General features: G+C 60.4%; 23 protein-coding genes. 17 read left to right on the top strand and 6 right to left on the bottom strand.

The window, feature by feature from the left end; translation table 11 throughout:
- Positions 1-6: 6 nt before the first annotated feature.
- A complete protein-coding gene (locus ACK509_RS10045; protein ID WP_410766402.1) occupies positions 7-444 on the bottom strand; it encodes a hypothetical protein in 438 nt (145 codons plus the stop codon).
- A 132-nt stretch (positions 445-576) separates the two neighbouring features.
- On the opposite strand from ACK509_RS10045, the gene ACK509_RS10040 reads away from it, so the two are divergent.
- Positions 577-1,116, top strand: a complete 540-nt coding sequence (locus ACK509_RS10040) for a hypothetical protein (RefSeq protein WP_410766401.1) — start codon at positions 577-579, stop codon at positions 1,114-1,116.
- A 54-nt stretch (positions 1,117-1,170) separates the two neighbouring features.
- Here ACK509_RS10040 and lysS read toward each other — a convergent pair whose 3' ends face one another.
- Positions 1,171-2,802, bottom strand: a complete 1,632-nt coding sequence (gene lysS, locus ACK509_RS10035; RefSeq protein ID WP_410766400.1) for a lysine--tRNA ligase — start codon at positions 2,800-2,802, stop codon at positions 1,171-1,173.
- 1 nt (position 2,803) lies between these two features.
- The gene (gene pyrH / locus ACK509_RS10030) at positions 2,804-3,517 is read right to left on the bottom strand and encodes a UMP kinase (protein ID WP_410766399.1); all 714 of its coding nucleotides are present in this window, start codon (positions 3,515-3,517) and stop codon (positions 2,804-2,806) included.
- 93 nt (positions 3,518-3,610) lie between these two features.
- Between pyrH and ACK509_RS10025 the strand changes: the two genes are divergently transcribed.
- The 4 genes from ACK509_RS10025 to ACK509_RS10010 all read left to right on the top strand — a co-directional run bounded on the left by ACK509_RS10025 (position 3,611) and on the right by ACK509_RS10010 (position 6,632).
- On the top strand, positions 3,611-3,922 hold the full coding sequence (locus tag ACK509_RS10025; RefSeq protein ID WP_410766398.1) for a hypothetical protein: 312 nt from the start codon (positions 3,611-3,613) through the stop codon (positions 3,920-3,922).
- A 25-nt stretch (positions 3,923-3,947) separates the two neighbouring features.
- Positions 3,948-4,733: a molybdopterin synthase gene (locus ACK509_RS10020; RefSeq protein WP_410766397.1), complete on the top strand. Its 786-nt coding sequence runs from the start codon at positions 3,948-3,950 to the stop codon at positions 4,731-4,733.
- Between the two features lie 306 nt (positions 4,734-5,039).
- Entirely contained in the window at positions 5,040-5,285 is a 246-nt protein-coding gene (locus ACK509_RS10015; protein ID WP_410766396.1) for a hypothetical protein, read from the top strand.
- A 195-nt stretch (positions 5,286-5,480) separates the two neighbouring features.
- Positions 5,481-6,632 carry a site-2 protease family protein gene (locus tag ACK509_RS10010; protein WP_410766395.1) on the top strand — a complete coding sequence of 384 codons (1,152 nt, stop codon included), beginning with the start codon at positions 5,481-5,483 and terminating at the stop codon, positions 6,630-6,632.
- Between the two features lie 12 nt (positions 6,633-6,644).
- On the opposite strand, the gene thiL is transcribed toward ACK509_RS10010, so the two are convergent.
- Complete coding sequence (gene thiL / locus ACK509_RS10005; protein ID WP_410766394.1) at positions 6,645-7,526, bottom strand: thiamine-phosphate kinase; 882 nt, start codon at positions 7,524-7,526, stop codon at positions 6,645-6,647.
- Between the two features lie 117 nt (positions 7,527-7,643).
- On the opposite strand from thiL, the gene ACK509_RS10000 reads away from it, so the two are divergent.
- The 9 genes from ACK509_RS10000 to ACK509_RS09960 all read left to right on the top strand — a co-directional run bounded on the left by ACK509_RS10000 (position 7,644) and on the right by ACK509_RS09960 (position 14,561).
- On the top strand, positions 7,644-8,672 hold the full coding sequence (locus ACK509_RS10000; protein WP_410766393.1) for a lysylphosphatidylglycerol synthase transmembrane domain-containing protein: 1,029 nt from the start codon (positions 7,644-7,646) through the stop codon (positions 8,670-8,672).
- A 135-nt stretch (positions 8,673-8,807) separates the two neighbouring features.
- Positions 8,808-9,263 carry a 30S ribosomal protein S19e gene (locus ACK509_RS09995; RefSeq protein WP_410766392.1) on the top strand — a complete coding sequence of 152 codons (456 nt, stop codon included), beginning with the start codon at positions 8,808-8,810 and terminating at the stop codon, positions 9,261-9,263.
- Between the two features lie 112 nt (positions 9,264-9,375).
- Entirely contained in the window at positions 9,376-9,738 is a 363-nt protein-coding gene (locus tag ACK509_RS09990) for a DNA-binding protein (RefSeq protein WP_410766391.1), read from the top strand.
- 4 nt (positions 9,739-9,742) lie between these two features.
- Positions 9,743-10,336 (top strand): alpha hydrolase, encoded by a 594-nt coding sequence (locus tag ACK509_RS09985; protein WP_410766390.1) that lies wholly within the window; start codon positions 9,743-9,745, stop codon positions 10,334-10,336.
- 49 nt (positions 10,337-10,385) lie between these two features.
- Positions 10,386-11,291: an EamA family transporter gene (locus ACK509_RS09980; RefSeq protein ID WP_410766389.1), complete on the top strand. Its 906-nt coding sequence runs from the start codon at positions 10,386-10,388 to the stop codon at positions 11,289-11,291.
- 84 nt (positions 11,292-11,375) lie between these two features.
- Positions 11,376-12,671 (top strand): histidine--tRNA ligase, encoded by a 1,296-nt coding sequence (gene hisS, locus ACK509_RS09975; protein WP_410766388.1) that lies wholly within the window; start codon positions 11,376-11,378, stop codon positions 12,669-12,671.
- 63 nt (positions 12,672-12,734) lie between these two features.
- Positions 12,735-13,181, top strand: a complete 447-nt coding sequence (locus ACK509_RS09970) for a universal stress protein (RefSeq protein WP_410766387.1) — start codon at positions 12,735-12,737, stop codon at positions 13,179-13,181.
- Between the two features lie 73 nt (positions 13,182-13,254).
- Entirely contained in the window at positions 13,255-14,070 is an 816-nt protein-coding gene (gene truA, locus ACK509_RS09965; protein ID WP_410766386.1) for a tRNA pseudouridine(38-40) synthase TruA, read from the top strand.
- A 188-nt stretch (positions 14,071-14,258) separates the two neighbouring features.
- Entirely contained in the window at positions 14,259-14,561 is a 303-nt protein-coding gene (locus ACK509_RS09960; protein ID WP_410766385.1) for an amphi-Trp domain-containing protein, read from the top strand.
- Between the two features lie 15 nt (positions 14,562-14,576).
- Here ACK509_RS09960 and ACK509_RS09955 read toward each other — a convergent pair whose 3' ends face one another.
- On the bottom strand, positions 14,577-15,914 hold the full coding sequence (locus tag ACK509_RS09955; protein WP_410766384.1) for a M28 family peptidase: 1,338 nt from the start codon (positions 15,912-15,914) through the stop codon (positions 14,577-14,579).
- A gap of 111 nt (positions 15,915-16,025) precedes the next feature.
- Here ACK509_RS09955 and ACK509_RS09950 point away from each other — a divergent pair, with 111 nt between their 5' ends.
- From ACK509_RS09950 to ACK509_RS09940, 3 genes are all read left to right on the top strand, one after another.
- Positions 16,026-16,181 (top strand): hypothetical protein, encoded by a 156-nt coding sequence (locus tag ACK509_RS09950; RefSeq protein ID WP_410766383.1) that lies wholly within the window; start codon positions 16,026-16,028, stop codon positions 16,179-16,181.
- Between the two features lie 79 nt (positions 16,182-16,260).
- Positions 16,261-18,060, top strand: a complete 1,800-nt coding sequence (pepF, locus tag ACK509_RS09945; protein WP_410766382.1) for an oligoendopeptidase F — start codon at positions 16,261-16,263, stop codon at positions 18,058-18,060.
- A gap of 168 nt (positions 18,061-18,228) precedes the next feature.
- Complete coding sequence (locus ACK509_RS09940) at positions 18,229-18,783, top strand: DoxX family protein (RefSeq protein WP_410766381.1); 555 nt, start codon at positions 18,229-18,231, stop codon at positions 18,781-18,783.
- Between the two features lie 80 nt (positions 18,784-18,863).
- Here ACK509_RS09940 and ACK509_RS09935 read toward each other — a convergent pair whose 3' ends face one another.
- Positions 18,864-19,256: a hypothetical protein gene (locus ACK509_RS09935; RefSeq protein ID WP_410766380.1), complete on the bottom strand. Its 393-nt coding sequence runs from the start codon at positions 19,254-19,256 to the stop codon at positions 18,864-18,866.
- Positions 19,257-19,416: the final 160 nt, after the last annotated feature.

Here is a 19,416-nt window from a genome sequence, read left to right as displayed (position 1 = left end):
TAGTCACTATTCTTCGTCAGTCTCGTCGCCACCTGGACCTTCGATTTCGACTTCGACGCCCTCGTCGTCCGCGTCTGCTTCGTCGGTCTCTTCGGCAGGTTCGTCGGGAATCACGTCGATTTCCGACTCGTCGTCGGTCGGGGTGTCGGCCGATTCTTCCTCGGCGTCGTACTCGACGGTGACGGTTGCGTCGTCCTCGGAGTCGTCGAGGTCGATATCGGTGAAAGATTCGTCGTCGCTCGATGCGGCCGAACGGAATCGGTAGACGACGTAGGCGACGGCCGCGAGGAGGGCGACGGCCACGAGGACACGGCCGAGTGACCGGCCGCCGGACGATTCCGATTCGATATCTGCTTGCTCGGAATCCGGGTCGAACTCTTCGAGTTCGACGTCGAAGTCGTCTGTCGATTCCTCAACGGCACGGATGAAGTCGATGAGAGACATTTGGTAAATCACTGCGGCGAGTGCCGCGGGCGTCGCTCGCGGGGTGCGAGAACTACACGTCGTGATACGCAGGATGGAGACATAAGTCGTCCCCCACAAGGGTTTTATCTCATAACGATACCAGAGAGGGCTATGTTCGACGCAAGCCAGTACGAGGTTCGGCAGAAGATTTCTATCGGCACGAAGTACACCGTCTACGAGGGCGGGTCACCAATCCTCTCGGCGAAGAAAAAGAAGTTTAAACTGAAAGAGGACTTTCGACTCCACGACCACGACTCCGGCGAAGAACGCTTCCGCGTCAAAGCCGACAGCGTCCTCGACGTTTCGGCGGCCTACGACATCATCGACTCGCAGACCGGAGAACGCGTCGGCGCGGTCAAACGCGGTGCCTTCTCGTTTGTCAAACACACCTACCAACTGCTCGGCCCGAACGGGAACGTCGTCGGGCGAATCGTCGAAGACAACGTTCCGATGGCGATTGCCCGCCGACTCATCACGACGCTCATCCCCTTTTCCTACCGCATCGAAGGGCCGAACGGCGAGCCGGTTGGCTCGATTGGCGAACAGTTCTCGCTCAAAGACAAGTACAACATCGACCTCGATACGAGCGTCATCGACCCGCGACTCGCCGTCGTCGGTGCCGTCGTCATCGACGCAATCGAAGAGAACTAAGAGAGAATCGAGAAGAGAGCAGAGAATCGGGAGGGGAGCGGGGGAGCCGAGCGTCTATTCCTCGCGTCGCAGACGCTTGACGACGAAGTCTTGCTCTAATTCGCCCAGGAACTCGCCAAGGCGCGGTCCTTGAGTCGCATCGAAGAACAGGCGATAGCCAGCGGCGAAGAAATCGCCCATCTCGATGTCGTGGCGGCGTGCCGTCTCGTAAATCTCGCCTTGAATCTCCTCGCCGTCGTGGCCGTCGGCGACGAAGTCGGCGAGGTCGTCGAGTGCGTCTTCGACAGCGGGCGCGAAGTCGAATTCTGGTAGCTCGACTTGCAGGCGGTAGTTGTACTGGTTGTCCATCTTCTCGGCCCAGCGACGGGCGCGTTCGACGCGGTTGAGCGCCTCGTCGATGACTTCCTGCGGCGTGTCGTCGTCGAAGAAGCCCTCGTTTTGGGCCATCTTGATGCGCAAGTCCTCGTCGTCGGTCATGCCGAGGACAGCCGCGAAGGTAAAGGGAAGGCGAATCCGGTCTTCGCGCACGTCCTCGACGACGAACGGGTAAGCGCGTTCGGCGAAGCGCGTGAGCGTCTCGTCGTCAACGTCGCCGAAGTAGGCGCGTTCGAAGCGGTCGAAGTCGTCTACGAGTTGGTCGAGACGCGAGAGGTCGAGGTCGCGGGCCTTGCGCGGGTTAAGCGCGAAGAAGTACCGCAGAACCTCGGGTTCGAGCAGTTCGAGCATCTCGCAGACGGTGACGATGTTGCCAGCAGACGACGAGAGGGCCTCGCCGTTGAGCGTGAACCACTCGTAGACCATCGGAACCGGTGGCTGAATTTCGAGGACGTTCTCGGCGATGTCCTTGCCCGAGGGCCACGAGCCTTCGGCGTGGTCCTTGCCGAAGGGTTCGAAGTCTACGCCCAGCACTTGCCACTGGCCGGGCCACTCGAAGCGCCACGGCAGTTTGCCTTCGCGGAAGGTTGCGGTACCTTCGTGGCCACAGCCGTCGATGGTGTTGTCACCGACGGTCATGTCGGTACACGTGTATTCGACGGTTCCGGCGTCGAGGTCGATAGAGGTGACCGCCTCGGTGATTTTGCCGCACTCGGCGCAGACGGGGTTGAAGGGCACGTAGTCCTCGTCGACCTTCGACTGGTACTCGCTCAGGACCTCGCGGGCGTTGTCGATATGTTCGAGGACGTGTTCGACGACGGGGTCGAAGTCACCCTGTTCGTAGAGTTCCGTGTTGGAAATCATCTCCACTGGAATGCCAAGACGGTCGGCGTCGGCCTTCAGCAGTGCAGCGAAGTGTGCGGCGTAGGATTCTTCTTCGCCGAAGGGGTCGGGAATCGACGTGTAGGGCTTGCCGAGGTTGCGCCCGAGTGCGCCCGCATCGACGTCGCCGAGACCGACGATGTTGCCGTCTTCGTCGGCGAGTTTGCGAGGCAGTTTGCGAAGCGGGTCCTTGTCATCACTCGTGAAAACCTGTCGAACCTCGTGGCCGCGTTCGCGGAGGACGGCCGCGACGAAGTAGCCGCGGATGATTTCGTTGAAGTTACCGAGGTGAGCGACACCGGAGGGCGAGACACCGCCCTTGATGACGACCGGTTCCTCGGGGTTGCGTGCCTCGATTTCGTCGGCCACGTCGTCGGCCCAGAAGGCGTGGTGGTTCGTCTCGTCGGCAGCGTCGGTCTCCTCTGCCATCTTACTCGGCCCAGTAGGTTGGCTCGTCGCCACCTTGCGGCACGATGTCCGTTCCGGTGTGCTCGCCGTGGAGAACGGCCGGTTTGATGCGCTCGGGGTCGGTGCCGTCGATGACGATGGTGCGCATCTTCGCGCGCTCGATGAGTTTCGCAGCGAGGAGGTCCACAGGTGCCGACGAACCGGCGTTCATCTCGATGCCGCCGATGACATCGACGAGTTCGGCCGCGGTCATCTCGTCGAACTTGGTCGCGTCGGGGTCTTCTTTCGGGTCGGCGCTGAAGACGCCATCCACACTGGTCGCGTAGACGAGCAGGTCAGCATCGACGTATTCGGCGAGTGCGGCGGCTACCGCGTCGGTGGTCTGACCGGGCGTGACGCCGCCCATCACCGAGATATCTCCGCGGCGAATTGCGTCGCCCGCGGCTTCGTAGTCGTAGGCGACTTTGGGGTCGGCCTGCGACCCGAGTGCGGCGATGAGCAGACGGGCGTTGATTCGCGTCACGTCGATGCCGATTTGGTCGAGTTGGACTTCATTCGCACCGAGTTCGCGGGCCGCACCGATGTAATCGCGGGCGACACCGCCGCCGCCGACGACTGCACCGATTTCACACCCTTCTCGCGCGAGTGCTTCGACGACCGACGCGTGTGCTTTGACGCGTTCTGGGTCGAGGTTCGGCGCGAGTACACTCCCACCGATGGAGATGACGACTCTCATTGCACAGGGCTATCCGCGAACGCATCTTAAGGGTTATCAAGTGCGAGAAGGGCGTGTCGAGTCCTTTAACTCGGTCTCGGCGCGACCGGATGTATGCAACTACTCACCGCCGAGTTGGTCACGCTCCTCATCGTTGGGTGGGTACTCGCACTTGGGGCGATTTTTATCCGCTACCGACGAGGTGAGTTCGGCACTCGGAGTGGCCTCAGTTGGGTGATGATTGCCTGTTTCGCTATCGGGTGGGCGCTCTGGCAGTACGAACGCTTCCCGGCAACTGCGGAAACGCTCATCGGGACGCTCGCTCCGTGGGCCGCCGCGTTGTTGAGTATGGCCGGAACCGGTGTTGCCTTCTATCTCTACCGAACGCGCCCGACCGGAGAGGCCCAAGACCCGGAGCAATCTTAAACCGGTCGCGGACCTCAGCCATGGTATGCACATCCTCGGTATCGTCGGCGCAGATGCGACCACGCTCTGTGAACGACTTGCGACCCGATTAGACGGGCGTGTTGCGACACTCGAATCGCTCCCAGACGCAGAGACCGACGACGAACCACCTTCTGGCGTCGATGCCGCCTACGGAATCTCACCGAACGGCCAGTGGGTTGCCGCGGGCGACGAGCGACCACTCGACGAACTCATCGACGACCTCGCCGCGCGATACGACTATCTGCTTCTCTCTGGGTTTGCCGACGCAGGTGTACCGACGCTCGCACTCGGCGGCGCGGATGCCCGAAACGTCGTCGCAGAGGCCGCGAACGCAGACGCCGTCGAGTTCGACGAGGTTCGAGAGACGATCGACTCGCTCGAACCACACATCACGCTCGGAACGCTCATCGAGCGTGTGAAAGCTGATTCGCGGGGGGACTACGCAGGGGCAATTGCGACCTTTACCGGGAGGGTGCGCGCGAAAGAGTCAGAAGACGATGTACGGACCACGAGCCTCGAATTCGAGAAGTACGACGGTGTCGCCGAGGCGCGAATGGACACGATATCGGAGGAATTGGAGTCGAGAGACGGTGTCGAGCGCGTTCTCATGTACCACCGCGTCGGCGTCATCGGCGATGGCGAGGATATCGTGTTCGTCGTCGTCCTCGCAGGCCACCGAACGGAAGCGTTTCGGACGGTCGAAGACGGCATCAATCGGCTGAAAGACGAAGTTCCGATATTCAAGAAGGAGACGACCGTCGAAGAGCAGTTCTGGAAGCACGAGCGCTGAGACGGAATCGATTCCACGCACGAACGAGTCTGTGAACCAGACAGTCGTAATTCAGATAATTTGCGGACAAAATCACCGGTTGACTGGGGTAGAACTGGGGTTTTGAGGCGGTTTTGTGAGTGTATTGAATCACAACAATTCTAAATGAATGAAAGACTGAGAGGCGATTATAAAATTTCTAAGCGATTTCAAAAGAGTTGTAAAATGAACAATTCTCCCGAATTTGGCTGAAAGCGACCGAACTAAGGTCAACGTTCCTTCCTTTATAACACCCTACAAGCGGATGTTGTGAGTGAGGTGTATCAGATGAGCGCAACAGTAACCCCCTCCACCGACGGCATCTCCAAGGAAGACCGCCTCAAGCAGTACCTGCTTGACCGTGCGAAAGACGGCGAGATGTACTTCAAGAGCAAGTTCATCGCCGACGACGTTGGACTGTCGCCGAAAGAGATTGGAGCCTTGATGGTGAAGATTCGCGACTCCGCGACTGAGATTACCGTCGAAAAGTGGTCCTACACGAGCGCGACGACGTGGCGTGTTGAAGCCGCATAAAGCCCCCCTGCCCCTGCCCAGTCACCAACTGGCCGACTGACTGCCCCACTGTCTAGCCAACGACTGCCCCTACTGCGTATCGACGGTTATCCCCCCGCATTCTCGTCGGTACACTGTTTTCACACCCCTGAGCCGACGGCATCGAGACGCCCGCCGTCACGGGGTTTATACAGACTGCAATCTTAGTCGTCGCCGATGGAACAGTCCGAATCGGCGGCACCCGACTCGGTGACAGACCCACCAGTCGAGGTGCTTAGTGCCGTCTTCGAGATTACCGAAACACGGCGCGATGGCGACCGAATCGTCTTCTACGGCGAATCGTTGGTCCCGGAGCGAATGCTCGTTCGCGAGGTATGGCCCGAATTTCGGCGTGCTGGGTACGAGATGCACGCACAACTCTCTCGGATGGGTGAAACGGACATCGTCATCGCCGAGCCAATCGCAACCGGTAACGGTGTTCCGTGGAAGAATCTCGCACTCTTCGTAGCGACGATTCTCTCGACGATGTTCGTCGGCGCAGTCGGGTGGTACTACGTTCCGCTCTCGGATATCGTCGCCAACCCGCTCTTGATGCTTACCGCGTGGCCATTCACGGTCGCCATCCTCGGCGTCCTCTCGGTCCACGAACTCGGCCACTACCTGATGGGCCGGTATCACGGCGTCAACGTCTCGTTGCCGTATTTGATTCCGTTCATCTTCCCGTTCGGGACGCTCGGGGCTATCATTCGCATGCGCGGGCAGATGCCCGACCGAAAGGCACTGTTCGATATCGGCGTCGCCGGGCCACTTGCCGGACTGGCCGCGACGATTGTCGTCACCGCAGTTGGGCTTTCGCTCGAGCCGATGACCGTGCCCGCGTGGGCGTTTTCGGGGTCGGGCGACGTGATTGTCTTCAACAACCCGCCACTGCTCGATGCGATTGCGACGGCACTCGGCCAACCGACCGAGTACGCCGACCCGCGAACCGTCGTCCACCCCGTCGTCATCGGTGGCTGGGTTGGGATGTTCTTCACCGTCCTCAACCTGCTTCCGGTCGGCCAACTCGACGGCGGACACATGATGCGGGCCATGCTCGGCGAGCGCCAAGAGTCACTCGCGGCCGTCGTTCCCGCGCTCCTGTTCGGTCTCGCAGGGTACCTCTACTACATCCGTGGTCTCGGCATCAACGAGTCGGTCGGGCTGTGGTTCTTCTGGGGCATGCTCTCGACGTTTATCGCCTACAACGGCCCGGCAGACCCGGTCGATGAGACGCCCCTCGACCCGGTTCGCGTCGCTATCGGACTGTTCACGTTCGCACTCGGGGCAGCGTGTTTCTTGCTCGTCCCGATTCAGGTCATTCCGGCCTGAGCGGCTCGAAAATTAGTCGCCGCCGTGGGTGTATCCCCGGTCGGCCACCGGTTCGCCGTCTGCGAGAATTTCTCCAGTGTCAGTGACGCGGCCAACGACAGTGAGCGCAGTATCGAGTGTTTCCCGTGCGGTTTCGAAGTCTGCCTCCGGAATCGTACACACGAGTTCGAAGTCTTCGCCGAACTGCGTTGCGAGCGCGTGATAATCGGCGTCGTCGGTCGCAACCCCGCTGAGGGCGTCGTGGACCGGGAGCGTGTCGAAATCGAGGTCGAATCCGCAGTCGCTCGCTTCGGCGAGTTGGTGGACCGACCGGACCAGCCCGTCGCTCGAATCCATCATCGCCGTCGCGTAGTCTGCGAGTGCGACACCAGCCGCGACGCGCGGAGTGAACTGAAAGAGGTCGTTCGCGCGTTCGTACTCGCCGTCTTCGAAGAGTCGAACTGCGGCGGCAGAGCGCCCGAGTTCGCCCGTCACACAGAGTAGGTCGCCCGGTTCGGCACCCGACCGAAGAATCGGTTCGTCGGTCTTCCCGATTGCAGTCGTCGCAGTCGTGAACTCTTTGTGTGTATCGAGGTCGCCGCCGACGTAGGATGCCCCGACTGCGGCACACACGTCTCGTGCCCCAGAGATGAACTCGTCAAGTTCGGCTTCGTCGAGTTCTGGGGCGGCGTAGACGGCGACAGCACACGTCGCGGGCGCGCCCATCGCAGCAACGTCCGAGAGCGACGCGCCGACCGCTCGCCACCCGGCGGTGTAGCGGGTCGTTCCGGTGGGAAAATCCGTCGACTCGTGGAGCATGTCTGTCGTAATCACGAGTTCATCGACGACGGCAGCGTCGTCACCCGCAGCAGGGAGGTCTGCTTCGAGCAACCGGAGGGCGGTGCGCTCGTCCATATTCCGTGCCACACGCCCGGGGCGGAAAGGTCCATCTATCCCAGTTACCGACGAGTGGCTGTCGGACCGTCTCCTAATTCGGAGGCTTAATGCCCGTCGTGAACCCATTCATGTCAGATGCCCCGCGAAAATATCCGAGCCACGATTCTCGGGTTCCTTGCGGCGTTCGTCGTCTTTGCGGTGTTATTCTACTTCGCAGGCGTTGACGAACTCGTCGCGCGATTGACGACCGCAGACCCACTCATCTTGGCGGCCATCCTCGGCGTCTCGATGCTGTGGCTCGTCGCGTGGGGAACGTCGCTCAAGACCGTCCTCGGCGTTCTCGGCGTGCAAATATCCGTCGTCAGGTCGTTTCTCGTCTTCACCGGGGCGATGTTCTCGAACAACATCACACCGTTCGGGCAGGCGGGCGGAGAGCCGGTGACAGCGTTGCTTATCTCCCGGAGTACCGAAACCGAATACGAAACCGGACTCGCGGCGATTGCGAGCGTCGATACGCTCAATTTCGTGCCGTCGATTACGATTGCGCTCATCGGAGCAGGCTACTACGCGACGGAAGTTACACTTGGTCGAAACCTCGAAATCGCCCTCGTCGCGGTTGGCGTCCTCGCAATCGGCGTCCCCACACTCGTGTACACGGCGTGGCAGCGACGCTACGAACTCGAAACACGTGTCATCGAAGCGTTGACGCCAGTCATTCGGACGATTGCGGAGTATGTCCCTCGCGTGTCTGTCCCGTCCGTGGAGACGGTCAAGGGACGGATTGCAGGCTTCTTCCGGTCGATAGAGCGCGTCGGCCAGAATCCGCGTGGGTTGACAGTTGCGCTCGGCCTCTCCGGACTGGGCTGGTTCTGCCAGATGGTTGCACTGTGGCTCGCATTTCAGGCGATTGGCGCACCAATCGCATTCTCGATTGCACTCTTCGTCGTCCCAATCGGCGCGATTGCGGGTGTGACGCCACTTCCCGGCGGGGCAGGTGGAATCGAGTGGACGCTGGCAATTCTCGTGACCGCTGCAAGTCCAGCCGTCTCGTTCGACGTTGCAACCGCTGGTGTCGTCCTCTTCCGCGGATTCGTCTACTGGGTGCCCACGCTCCTCGGCGGCCTCGTGATGGGTGTCGAGGGGACGCGTGGGTGGGGGTCGTGAAGGTCATCAGGTACGTTCGACAGCGACGAAATCCACTCGTATGCTACCTGTCCACAAGGGCCGTGAACGCCGTCCGAACGGGCCGTATCGCGTGAATACGATGCCTTTAAACGCCGCGATTATGAACCAATAGCCATGGTAACCATCTATGACGTCCCGGCGGACGCCCTCATCGAAGAGGTCGCCGGACGACTCGAAGACCGTATCGAGCAGCCTGAGTGGATGGCCTTCGTCAAGAGCGGCCAGACCCGTGAACTTCCCCCACAGCAGGACAACTTCTGGTTCATCCGTGGCGCAAGCCTGCTCCGCAAGGTTGCGATGAGCGGACCTGTCGGTGTCGACCGCCTCTCCACCGAGTACGGTGGACTCAAGCGCGGTTCCAACCGCTACAGCGTCGCCGGCGCACACAGCGACACGGCAAGCAAGAAGGTCATCCGCACGCTGCTCCAGCAACTCGAAGAAGAAGGCCTCATCGAGACGGCCAAAGGCGAAGGTCGCCGCATCACCCCCGAAGGGACGAGCTTCCTCGACAACGTTGCATCCGACGTGTTCGCGGACCTCGACCGTCCGGAACTCGAACGCTACGCGTAAACAGCGCCGCCGACCCCGACCGAACTGATTCTTCTTCGACTGCGAATCCCGCCGAGAGACGCGGATATCGCTGTCCGTAATGGTTTTCAGATGTCAGACCGTGCCCTCACGTATGAGTGGCAGCCCAGACGACGAACGAATCGAAGAGCTTCGACGAAAGAAGATGCAGGAGCTCCAGCAGCAGGCCGAGTCGCAACAACAGGGTGCAGAACAGCAGCAGGCCGAAGAGGCCGCCCAGCAGCGCGCCGAACAGCAGAAACAAGCACTGCTCAAGAAATTCCTGACCGACGAGGCACGACAGCGCCTCAACGCAGTCCAGATGTCGAAGCCCGACTTCGCCGACCAGGTTGAGCGTCAAATCGTCGCGCTCGCCCAGAGCGGACGGATTCAAGGCCGTATCGACGATGCGAAGATGAAAGCCCTCTTGAAAGAGTTACAGCCGGAGTCCAAGAGTTTCAACATCCGGCGTCGGTGACGACGTGGACCTCGCGCTCCTTTACAGCGGTGGCAAGGACTCCTCGCTCGCCGCGTTACTCCTCGATACGTTCTACGACGTCACGCTCGTGACTGCACACTTCGGCGTCACCGACGACTGGGAACACGCCCGTGATGCCGCGCTCGAACTCGGCTACGAGTTCGAGACGCTCGAATTGGATTCGGAAGTCGCCGAATCTGCCGCCGCACAGATGGTCGAAGACGGCTATCCACGCAACGGAATTCAGCGCGTCCACGAACACGCACTCGAAGCGGTGTGCGAACTCGACTTCGACGCCATCGCCGACGGAACTCGCCGCGACGACCGGGTGCCGTCGATTTCGCGGGCACAAGCCCAGAGCATCGAAGACCGCCACGGCGTCGATTACCTCTCACCGCTCTCGGGGTTCGGTCGTGGTGCAGTCGACCGACTCGTCGATTCGCACCTCCGGGTCGAAACCGGTCCCTCCGAAGAGATTCCGAAAGCGGACTACGAAGGCGAGTTGCGCGCGCTCATCGCCGAAGAACACGGCCCCGAAGCCGTCGCCGAAGTGTTCCCCAAACACGTTCAAAGCTACGTCCACGGCCGCCGCGAGTGAACTCACTCGGTATCGGGTTGCTTTTCACTCTCGCTGGTTCCCCTAGGGCATGGACCCCGGTATCTTCTACTCCATCTTCGCTGCGTTCGTCTGGGGCGTGTACATTTTCACGCTCAAACGGTACTTCCCCGAGTACTCAGGCGCGGTCATCACCGTCGTCGTCAACGCCTTTGCAATCCTGTGTTACCTCCCCGTCGCGGCCGTCACGTACGACCCGGCGGCAGTCCCGTCGCTCGGCGAACTCGGCCTGAACGGAATCGCAATCATCCTCGGAACTGGCGCGTTCGTCGGTATCGCCTTTATCCTCTTCGTCGATGCGCTCGACGAGGGTGACGTCTCGTACGTCGCACCAATCAACAAGCTCGTCCCCGTCTTCGTCCTCCCCATCGAGATTCTGCTCTTGCACCAAGTCCTCTCACCGCTCCAAATCGGGGGCGTCGTCGTGGCTACGTTCGCCGTCTACATCGCAAACTACGAAGGTGGCGACCTGTTCGCTCCCTTGGCGCGTGCGGCCCGCTCGCGGCCTGCACAACTCGCACTCGCCAGTGCCGCGTTCTACGCCGCCAGCGACGTTGGAAAACGCGTCGCCCTGCAAGAACTCGGAATGCCGACGAGTGTGTTCGTTCCCACACTCTTTGCTGTCGCCGGGTTGACCGTTCTCCCGTTCGCACTCCGTGACTGGACGCCAATCCGAGGAAGCGTGATGAAATTCGTCGGCGCGGGCGCACTCGTCGCACTCGGTGAACACGTCACCTCCACCGCGTTCGGGATGGTTCCGGCCAGTATCGCCTCTCCAATCATCAACACGCAGGCAATCGTCGCCGTCGTCCTCGGCGGCATCATCCTCAAAGAGTCCCAATTTGCACTCCGTCTCGCCGCGGCATTGCTCGCCGTCACTGGCGTCTCGCTGATTGCGGTCGGCGACGTGGCGACGCTCGTGGCATTCGTCAACTAATCGCCATCCCGCACCCTTCGAATCCCCTGCTTGTCGCACATCGGAACAACAGGTTTCAAGCGCAACCTCCCCGAATCACCGCCCATGTACGACCGACTCAAGGGATTTCGTGATTTCTATCCCGGCGAGATGTCGGCCCGGCGGGAAGTCATCGACACCGTGGAGTCTGCCGCGGGTCGCTATGGCTTCCGCGAAATCGGGACGCCGTATCTCGAACGGACCCAGATGTACGTGGACAAATCCGGCGAGGAAATCGTCGAGGAACTGTACGCCTTCGAGGACAAAGGCGGCCGCGACATCACGCTCACACCCGAACTGACGCCGACTGTCGCCCGAATGGTCGTCGCCAAGCAGCAAGCCCTCTCGAAGCCAATCAAGTGGGTCTCAACGCGCCCGTTCTGGCGCTACGAGCAGGTCCAACAGGGCCGCTTCCGCGAGTTCTATCAGACGAACGCCGACATCTTCGGCTCGTCGGAACCCGAAGCAGACGCCGAGATTCTGGCGTTCGCGGCGGATATGATGACGGACCTCGGCCTGACGAAAGACGATTTCGAGTTCCGCGTCTCCCACCGCGACATCCTCGGCGGCCTGCTCCGAAGTTTCGACGAAGATGTCGACGTCCGCGATGCGGTTCGCGCCGTGGATAAGTCGGCCAAAGTCGAACGCGAAGAGTACCTCGGCCTGCTCTCAGATGCCGGACTCAGCTACGACCAAGCACGGGAGTTCGCCGACCTCCTCGACCGCGGCGACCTCGACGAAATAGCCGAGTTCGGTGGCGAGAACGTCGATTCGGCGGTCGAGAACCTCCGAGCAGTCCTCGCTGCAACCGAAGACTTCGGCGCACGCGAGTTCTGTAAGGTGTCGCTGACGACCGCTCGCGGCCTCGACTACTACACGGGCGTCGTCTTCGAGTGCTTCGATTCGACCGGGGACGTGTCGCGTGCCGCATTCGGCGGCGGGCGCTACGACGACCTCATCGAGTCATCGGGTGGCCAACCGACCCCCGCAGTCGGTGTCGGTATCGGGTTGGCACCGCTCCAACTGCTCTGCCAGCGCGCCGGTGTGTGGCCCGAAGAAGAACTGAGTACGGATTATTACATCCTCACTGTCGGCGACACCCGTACCGAAGCCTCCGAAATCGCCCGTGAACTGCGTGCGGCGGGCAACGTGGTCGAAGTGGACGTTTCCAGTCGGAGTTTCGGCGCACAGATGTCGTATGCTGACTCCATCAACGCCGAAACCGTCGTCATCGTCGGCGAGCGCGACCTCGAAAACGGCGAAGTGACGGTCAAAGACATGACGAGCGGCGAACAGACGACCGCCGATATCGACGACTTCCCCGGCGAACGCGACGCGCCAACCTACGAAGACTACGAGTAACGCAGTTCTCACAGAACGGGATTCACACCCGTATTTTTCATGTCGTGTATCGTACATACATTCATGTACGACGTGATTCTCGTCCCACTCGATGGAAGTGGCCCGAGTGATGCGGCGCTGGCCCACGCATTCGACCTCGCCTCGAAGATGGACGCGACAGTCCACGCCCTCTCGGTCGTCGATGAGCGTGTCCTCCACGCGACACAACTCGATGCTGGCGGACTCATCGAGGCGTACGAGAAAGAGGCGAAACGAATCGTCTCGGAGGCCAGTGAAAAAGCCGAAGAGGAAAGTGTTGACGTCGTTACGTCGGTTAGAAACGGCGTCCCCTACCGAGAAGTACTCGACTACGCCGCCGAGGTCGATGCAGAACTCATCGTTATGGGAACCCACGGCCGCCGTGGCATCGAGCGCTACCTCCTCGGCAGTGTTACCGAGCGCGTCCTCCGACTCTCGGACATCCCGGTACTCACGATTCGCGCCGAAGACTCGATAGTCGAAGACGAATAAGCGACCGGCTGCACGACGAGCGCGACCGACCGCAGAGTGTGGCCGTTAAGTGTGGTCACGGCAAAGGTCGAACATGCGTGCGTTCCGCGTTGCGTACGACGGTCGGCCCTTTTACGGCTTTCAGCGACAGCCGGATGTCCCGACTGTAGAAGATACACTTCTTTCTGCCTGTCGAAAACTCGACCTGTGCGAGACTGACGAGATACCAGAAGGGTACGCCGCATCAGGCCGAACCGACGCAGGCGTCTCGGCGCTGGCACAGACAGTCGCGTTCGAGTGTCCAGAGTGGTGTACGCCACGGGCACTCAATTCGGAACTTCCCGGAACCGTCCGCGTGTGGGCGTCTGCGGACGTTCCCGACGACTTTCACGCCCGCCACGACCCCGAGCGGCGGGAGTACACCTACGACCTGTATGCGCCCACCGACAGCGTTGACGACGAACGGGCACGAGATGCACTCTCCGCACTCTGCGGCGAACACGACTTCCACAACCTCACACCCGACGACCGCCTCACCGTCAGAACCCTCGATGGTGATATCACTCGTGACGGTGACTTCCTCCTGATTCGCGTCGAATCGCGTGGCTTCTGCCGCGAGTTCGTCCGCCGCCTCGTCTCTCTCGTCCACGCAGTCGCCACCGGGTCGGCACCGATGTCGAAGGTAGACACCGTCCTCGGGCCGGAGCCAATCGAAGGGCGCGCTGGGGTCGGACCCGCACCGCCGACACCGCTCGTCTTGTCCGCAGTAGACTATCCGGGCATCGAGTTCGAGCGCGACGACCAGGCTGCCGAGGTGGCAGTCGAAGTGTTCGGTGAACGGGCGCTCGAAGATAGAATCAGATGGCGCGTCGGCGGGCGGATTCGAGACGAAATTCAGGGGTTCGACTGACTCAATAGTCCTCCCGAGCGGTAGCCCTCCGGCCCGACCGACGACCTCGACTTCGCAGGTGAACTGATTGCTGTCTGCTGATTGTCGTACTTCCGGGGCATTCGTTCTCCAGTACGTTCACCAGTCGAGACTCGCGCAGAAGTGACATTCAATCAATAGCTATGCCGAGTGGCGGCATCTGTGGTGTCATGGGTGAATTAGAAATCCAAGCCCAACTGAGTCGCGCAGAGGTTGCGATGTACCTCCGCGAATTCGCCGACCAACTCGATGGTGACGGCGACGTCACGCTCGAACTCGGCGGCCAGCGAGTGACGATGACACCGAGCAATCCGGTCACCTTCAAAGTCGAAGGTGAATCAGACTGGGAATCCGGTAGCGCCGAAGCCAAACAGAGTATCGAGTTCGAGTTGGTGTGGTGGCAACAAGCGGCGACCGCCGAAGAAGGGGCATTGAACGTCGAACGAGAAACCAGTCGGCAAGCCAAAACGTAGGGGAGAGACAGTCGATTAGCCCCAGTGTTCGGGCCAGATATCGGCCGCTCGCATCCCGACTTCGAAGTCTGCATCGCCGAAAGCCGTAGCGACCGATTCGTCGTCGAGTCGCGGTATCTCGCCAGTTGCGGCCTCGTTGGCGAGTTCCCGGACGAGAAGTGCGGTCAGCATCGCGTGTTCGCGGATATTTCTGTCGTCTACTTTGTCGCGGGTGTCGGCGTGGGTGTGACCCCATCCACGTCCGCGTTCGCCACTGTCGCTGTGGAGTTGCACGGTGGGAATCCCGGCGCGGACGAACGGCCACTGGTCGCTGAAGGGGTGCGGTTCGCCCTCGATACGAATCGGGTGGCGCGTCTCGTCGGCGACTCGGGCGGTCACGTCTTCGGTCCAGTCAGAAGTGTGCGTGAAGGCAACCAAATCGCGGAATCGACCCGCACCGTCGATGTTGACCACGCCCGCAACTCGGTCGAGTTGGAGTGTATCCACGAGGTGTTCCGCACCGACGAGTCCCACTTCTTCCGCGCCGACACCGACGACGCGAACCCCTATTTCGAGGTCCATCGCGGCGAGGATTCGCGCGGCGGTGACGACGGTTGCGATGCCACACCCGTTGTCGAGCGCGCCTTCGGCGATATCGTGGCCATCGTAGTGGGCACAGACGAGGAGTTCGCGGTCGGTGTCGGGGCCGACGTGGCCGACGACGTTTTGGCTGGTTCCGGCTTCGGTCGTGGCGTCGATAGTCAATCGGACGCGGCCACCACGGCTCGCGTAGTCGGTGAGCCATGCTCCGGTCTCTTTGCTTACGCCTGCGGCGGGGGCGACTGCTTCCTCGTTGTATCGGAGTGCGCCCGTCGGGGGGAGTTGCCCCGGGACGTGATTGACGAACAGGAATCCGAGGGCCCCCGAGTCGATAGCGTATCCAAATTTCTCCATTCGGTGGACGAATCGCCCGCCAGAGGGAGTCGTCGTACTCGCAACGACGATTGCGCCCTCGACGTCTTGGTCGTCGATTTCGGCCGGGGTACCGTATCCAACGTCAACGAGTGGACCTTCCACGTCGCCAGTGGGCGAATACGGGAGCGCGATGGCTTCGAAGGTTCGCTCGTCAGGCGCAGTGAGTTCGAGCGTCGTCTCGCCGCGTGTCCAATGAGCCAGGTCGAACTCGTCGAATTCGACATCGCGGGCACCAGCGTCGGTGAATGCCTCCGCAACGAGGGTCGCGGCACGCTCGTCGCCGCTACTTCCCGCCATGTGGTCACCGATTGCAGTCAGATTCGTGATGAACTCCCACGGGCGGCCGTCGGTCCACGTTCGGGCGAACTGGGCCATCTCCTCGGGTGAAAATCCGTCCATGTGGCACTGTCTCACTACCGGGAGAAGTCGGTTGCGGCGACGGTGAACGTTTATACAATTAATAAGTTACGCACAACTGATAAGTAATGGCACGTGGTATCGCCGATTACCATGCCAAAGTGTCAAAACTGTGAATCCTTTGTCACGGAGAACTACGTCCGGGTGTTCGCACCCGACGGCATGGAGGAACCGCGAGTGTGTCCCCACTGTGAGGACATGGTGCGCGACGGTGCGCAGGTACGACAGGCACGAGCGACGCGCCACTGACGCCACGTTTCGCATCACGCGTCTCTCCACCGCCAATCGATAGGTAAGGCTTACCACCCGAGAGTGCAACCGAAGCAACATGAGTTCGGTTCCCGAGCGAAGCGACATCGACGAGGAGTACAAGTGGGACCTCGACAGCATCTACACGTCTGACGAAGAGTGGGACGCGGCGTTTGAAGACGTCGTCGAACGTATCCCCGAGTTGGAAGCCTACGAAGGGCAGGTCACCGACGATGCCGAGACCCTGCTCGAACTCCTCGAAACGATGGAAGAAGTCCTCCGCGAGGTGTCGATGGTCGTCTCTTATGCAAATCTCCGAAGTAGCGAAGACACCCGCAATCAAGAGTATCAAGCCCAGGCCGCCCGCGCCGAGTCGCTCGCGTCGAAGGCCCGAAGCGCCGTCAGTTACCTCGACCCCGAACTGCAAGAACTCGACCGCGACGAGATTCAGGAATTCATCGACGAAGAACCTGCACTCGAAGCCTACGAACACTACTTTGACGACGTTCTCCGCACGAAAGAACACACCCGCTCTGCGGAAGTCGAAGAAGTCCTCGCCGACCTCTCTGATGTCACTGGCTCGCCGAGCGATATCTACTCCATGCTCGCCAACGCCGACCTCGAATTCCCGACCGTCGAGAACCCCGAGGGCGAGGCCGTCGAAATCTCGCAGGGTAACTTCACGAAACTCCAGAAGCACCCGAACCGTGAGTTCCGCAAGACCGTCCACGAGCAGTTCTACGACCGCTGGGCAGATGTCCGAAATTCGGTCGGCTCCTCACTCAAAAACAGCGTCAAGAAGGACGTAAAGATGGCCCGCATCCGCGGCTACGACTCTGCCCGTGAAGCCGCACTCGATGGCCCCAACGTCCCCGTCGAAGTGTACGACAACCTCCTCGAAACCGTCCGCGACAACCTCTCGCATCTCCACCGCCACGCCGAACTCAAGCGCGAGGCAATCGGTGCAGACGAGTTGCAGATGTGGGACCTCTACGTCTCCTTGACGGGTGACCACGGCCCCGAAATCCCCTACGAACAGGCCAAGGAGTACATCATCGAAGCCGTCGCTCCACTCGGCGAAGAGTATCAAGAGCGCATGGCCGAAGGCCTCGAAGACCGCTGGGTAGATGTGTACGAAAACCGCGGCAAGCGCGCCGGTGCGTTCTCCGCTGGCACCTACGACACCCAGCCCTTTATCATGATGAACTATCAGGACGACGCCGCCTCGATGTTCACCCTCGCGCACGAGTTGGGTCACTCGATGCACTCCGAACTCGCCAACGACGCCCAACCGTGGCACGACGCAGGCTACGAAATCTTCACCGCCGAAGTCGCTTCGACGGTCAACGAGACCCTCCTCACCGAATATCTCTTGGAGAACGTCGAAGACGACGACCTCCGTGTCCACGTCCTCGACGAGTACCTCGAACGCTTCCGTTCGACCCTCTTCCGACAGACGATGTTCGCCGACTTCGAACTCCAGATTCACGAAATCGTCGAAGAAGACGGCCCACTCACTCCCGACCGCTTCGACCAACTCTACGGCGACCTCAAAGCAGAGTACTACGCTCCCGCCGAAACTGACGAACGCATCGCCCGCGAGTGGATGCGCATTCCGCACTTCTACTACAACTACTACGTCTACCAGTACGCGACGGGCATCTCTGCGGCCGCCGCAATCGTCGAACGCATCCGCGAGGAAGGCGAAGATGCCGCCGCAGACTACCGCGAGGCACTCGCTCTCGGCGGCAGCAAGTACCCCATCGAAGTGCTCGAGACCGCTGGCATCGACATGTCTTCACCTGAACCAATCGAAGATGCGATGAACGTTTACGAGTCCTTCTTGGACGAAGCGGCCGAGTTGTTAGAGCTGGAATAGGCAGTACAAAACCGTCGGTCTAGTTGTTTTCTGATGTGATTTCGCGTGATTCTCTGATTCTGTTCTCTAACCAGCAATGCATCAACAGATAAATCATTTCTACAGAGACATTCTAATTTTCATAGAATCAAAAGAGCGTATTTAAGAGATGCTTGCGTTGGACCTAGTATGGCATCGCAAGAAGTAGCACTACGGAGTACAGTCGGCGGATTCACTGCGGAAGGGAAACTCCACACACTCAGTGTCTGGTTCATTCTCGCACTGAGACTCATGATGGGTCTGGCGTTCTTCCAGAGTGGCATCAGCAAGGTTCTCTCGGGGAGTTTCTCGGCGAGTGGCTATCTGATGAATGCACCGGCAGCGAACGGGAGTCCTGTTGCTGACCTCTTCGTTGCGATGGGGAGTGCGCCGTGGTTCGTGAACTTCGTCAACGTCGCTGTCCCGTGGGGAGAGGTACTCATCGGCCTCGGCCTCATCTTCGGGGCGTTCACGCGCCTCGCAGCATTCTTTGGCGCGTTCATGATGCTCCTGTTCTACCTTGGAAACTGGGACATCGCCCACGGCTACATCAACGGCGACTTCGCGTACATGCTCGTGTTCCTCGCTGTCGCCGCCTTTGGTGCTGGTCGAATCCTCGGCCTCGACCAGTACATCGAAGCGTACGACGTTGGTGGGAAAGCACTCGTCGAACAGTATTCGTGGGCGCGGTATATCCTCGGATAACAGCGGTCTCGGGGGATGTACCTCGCGAACACAGGTTGCGAAAGCTGAGCGCGATTTCTTTTGTAGGTTCTGTTGGTCTGCTACTGTCGTTCAGACACGAGACGCAGTTTGGTCGGCAACGAATCTGCCGAGATAGTACGCGCTAAGGCCGAGAGTAACCGCGACCCCAACCACGAGTACGTAGTACCTCGATTGCACTGGTGGGAGACGAATCGCTTGTCTCGTCCGAATATCTCGCCGAGTACGTGTCCTCCCGCGACGAGGAGTGTCGTGACGACACTCAATTCGGGTGTGTCCTGCCAGTAGCCACTCAAACCAGCGACGCAGATAGCGGTGGCGACGATAAGCGCAACGAGTACATCACCGAGTGGACGGACTGCCGACCAGAGACCAACAGTAACCACGAAAAACACAACTGCGAGTCCGCTTGCCAGCGCGAACAGCGTGATTCGTTTGCGAGTTCTACTGGCCATCAAACAATACTCTTGGCAGGAGAATTGTATGTTTTCTGCGCCCGTGCTATCGAGCGTTGCGTTCGAGAGAAACGGGCTGGGAGGGACTTGAACCGAGTCGAGACGTACTCACTTCGTTGTGCGCGACTCGCCGGGTTCAGTCCTCCCAGTGACGTTCTAA

The organism is Haloferax sp. DFSO60, from assembly GCF_046557615.1.
In the GTDB taxonomy this organism is placed as follows: Archaea; Halobacteriota; Halobacteria; order Halobacteriales; family Haloferacaceae; genus Haloferax.
This window is presented reverse-complemented; position numbering and strand designations above follow the sequence as displayed.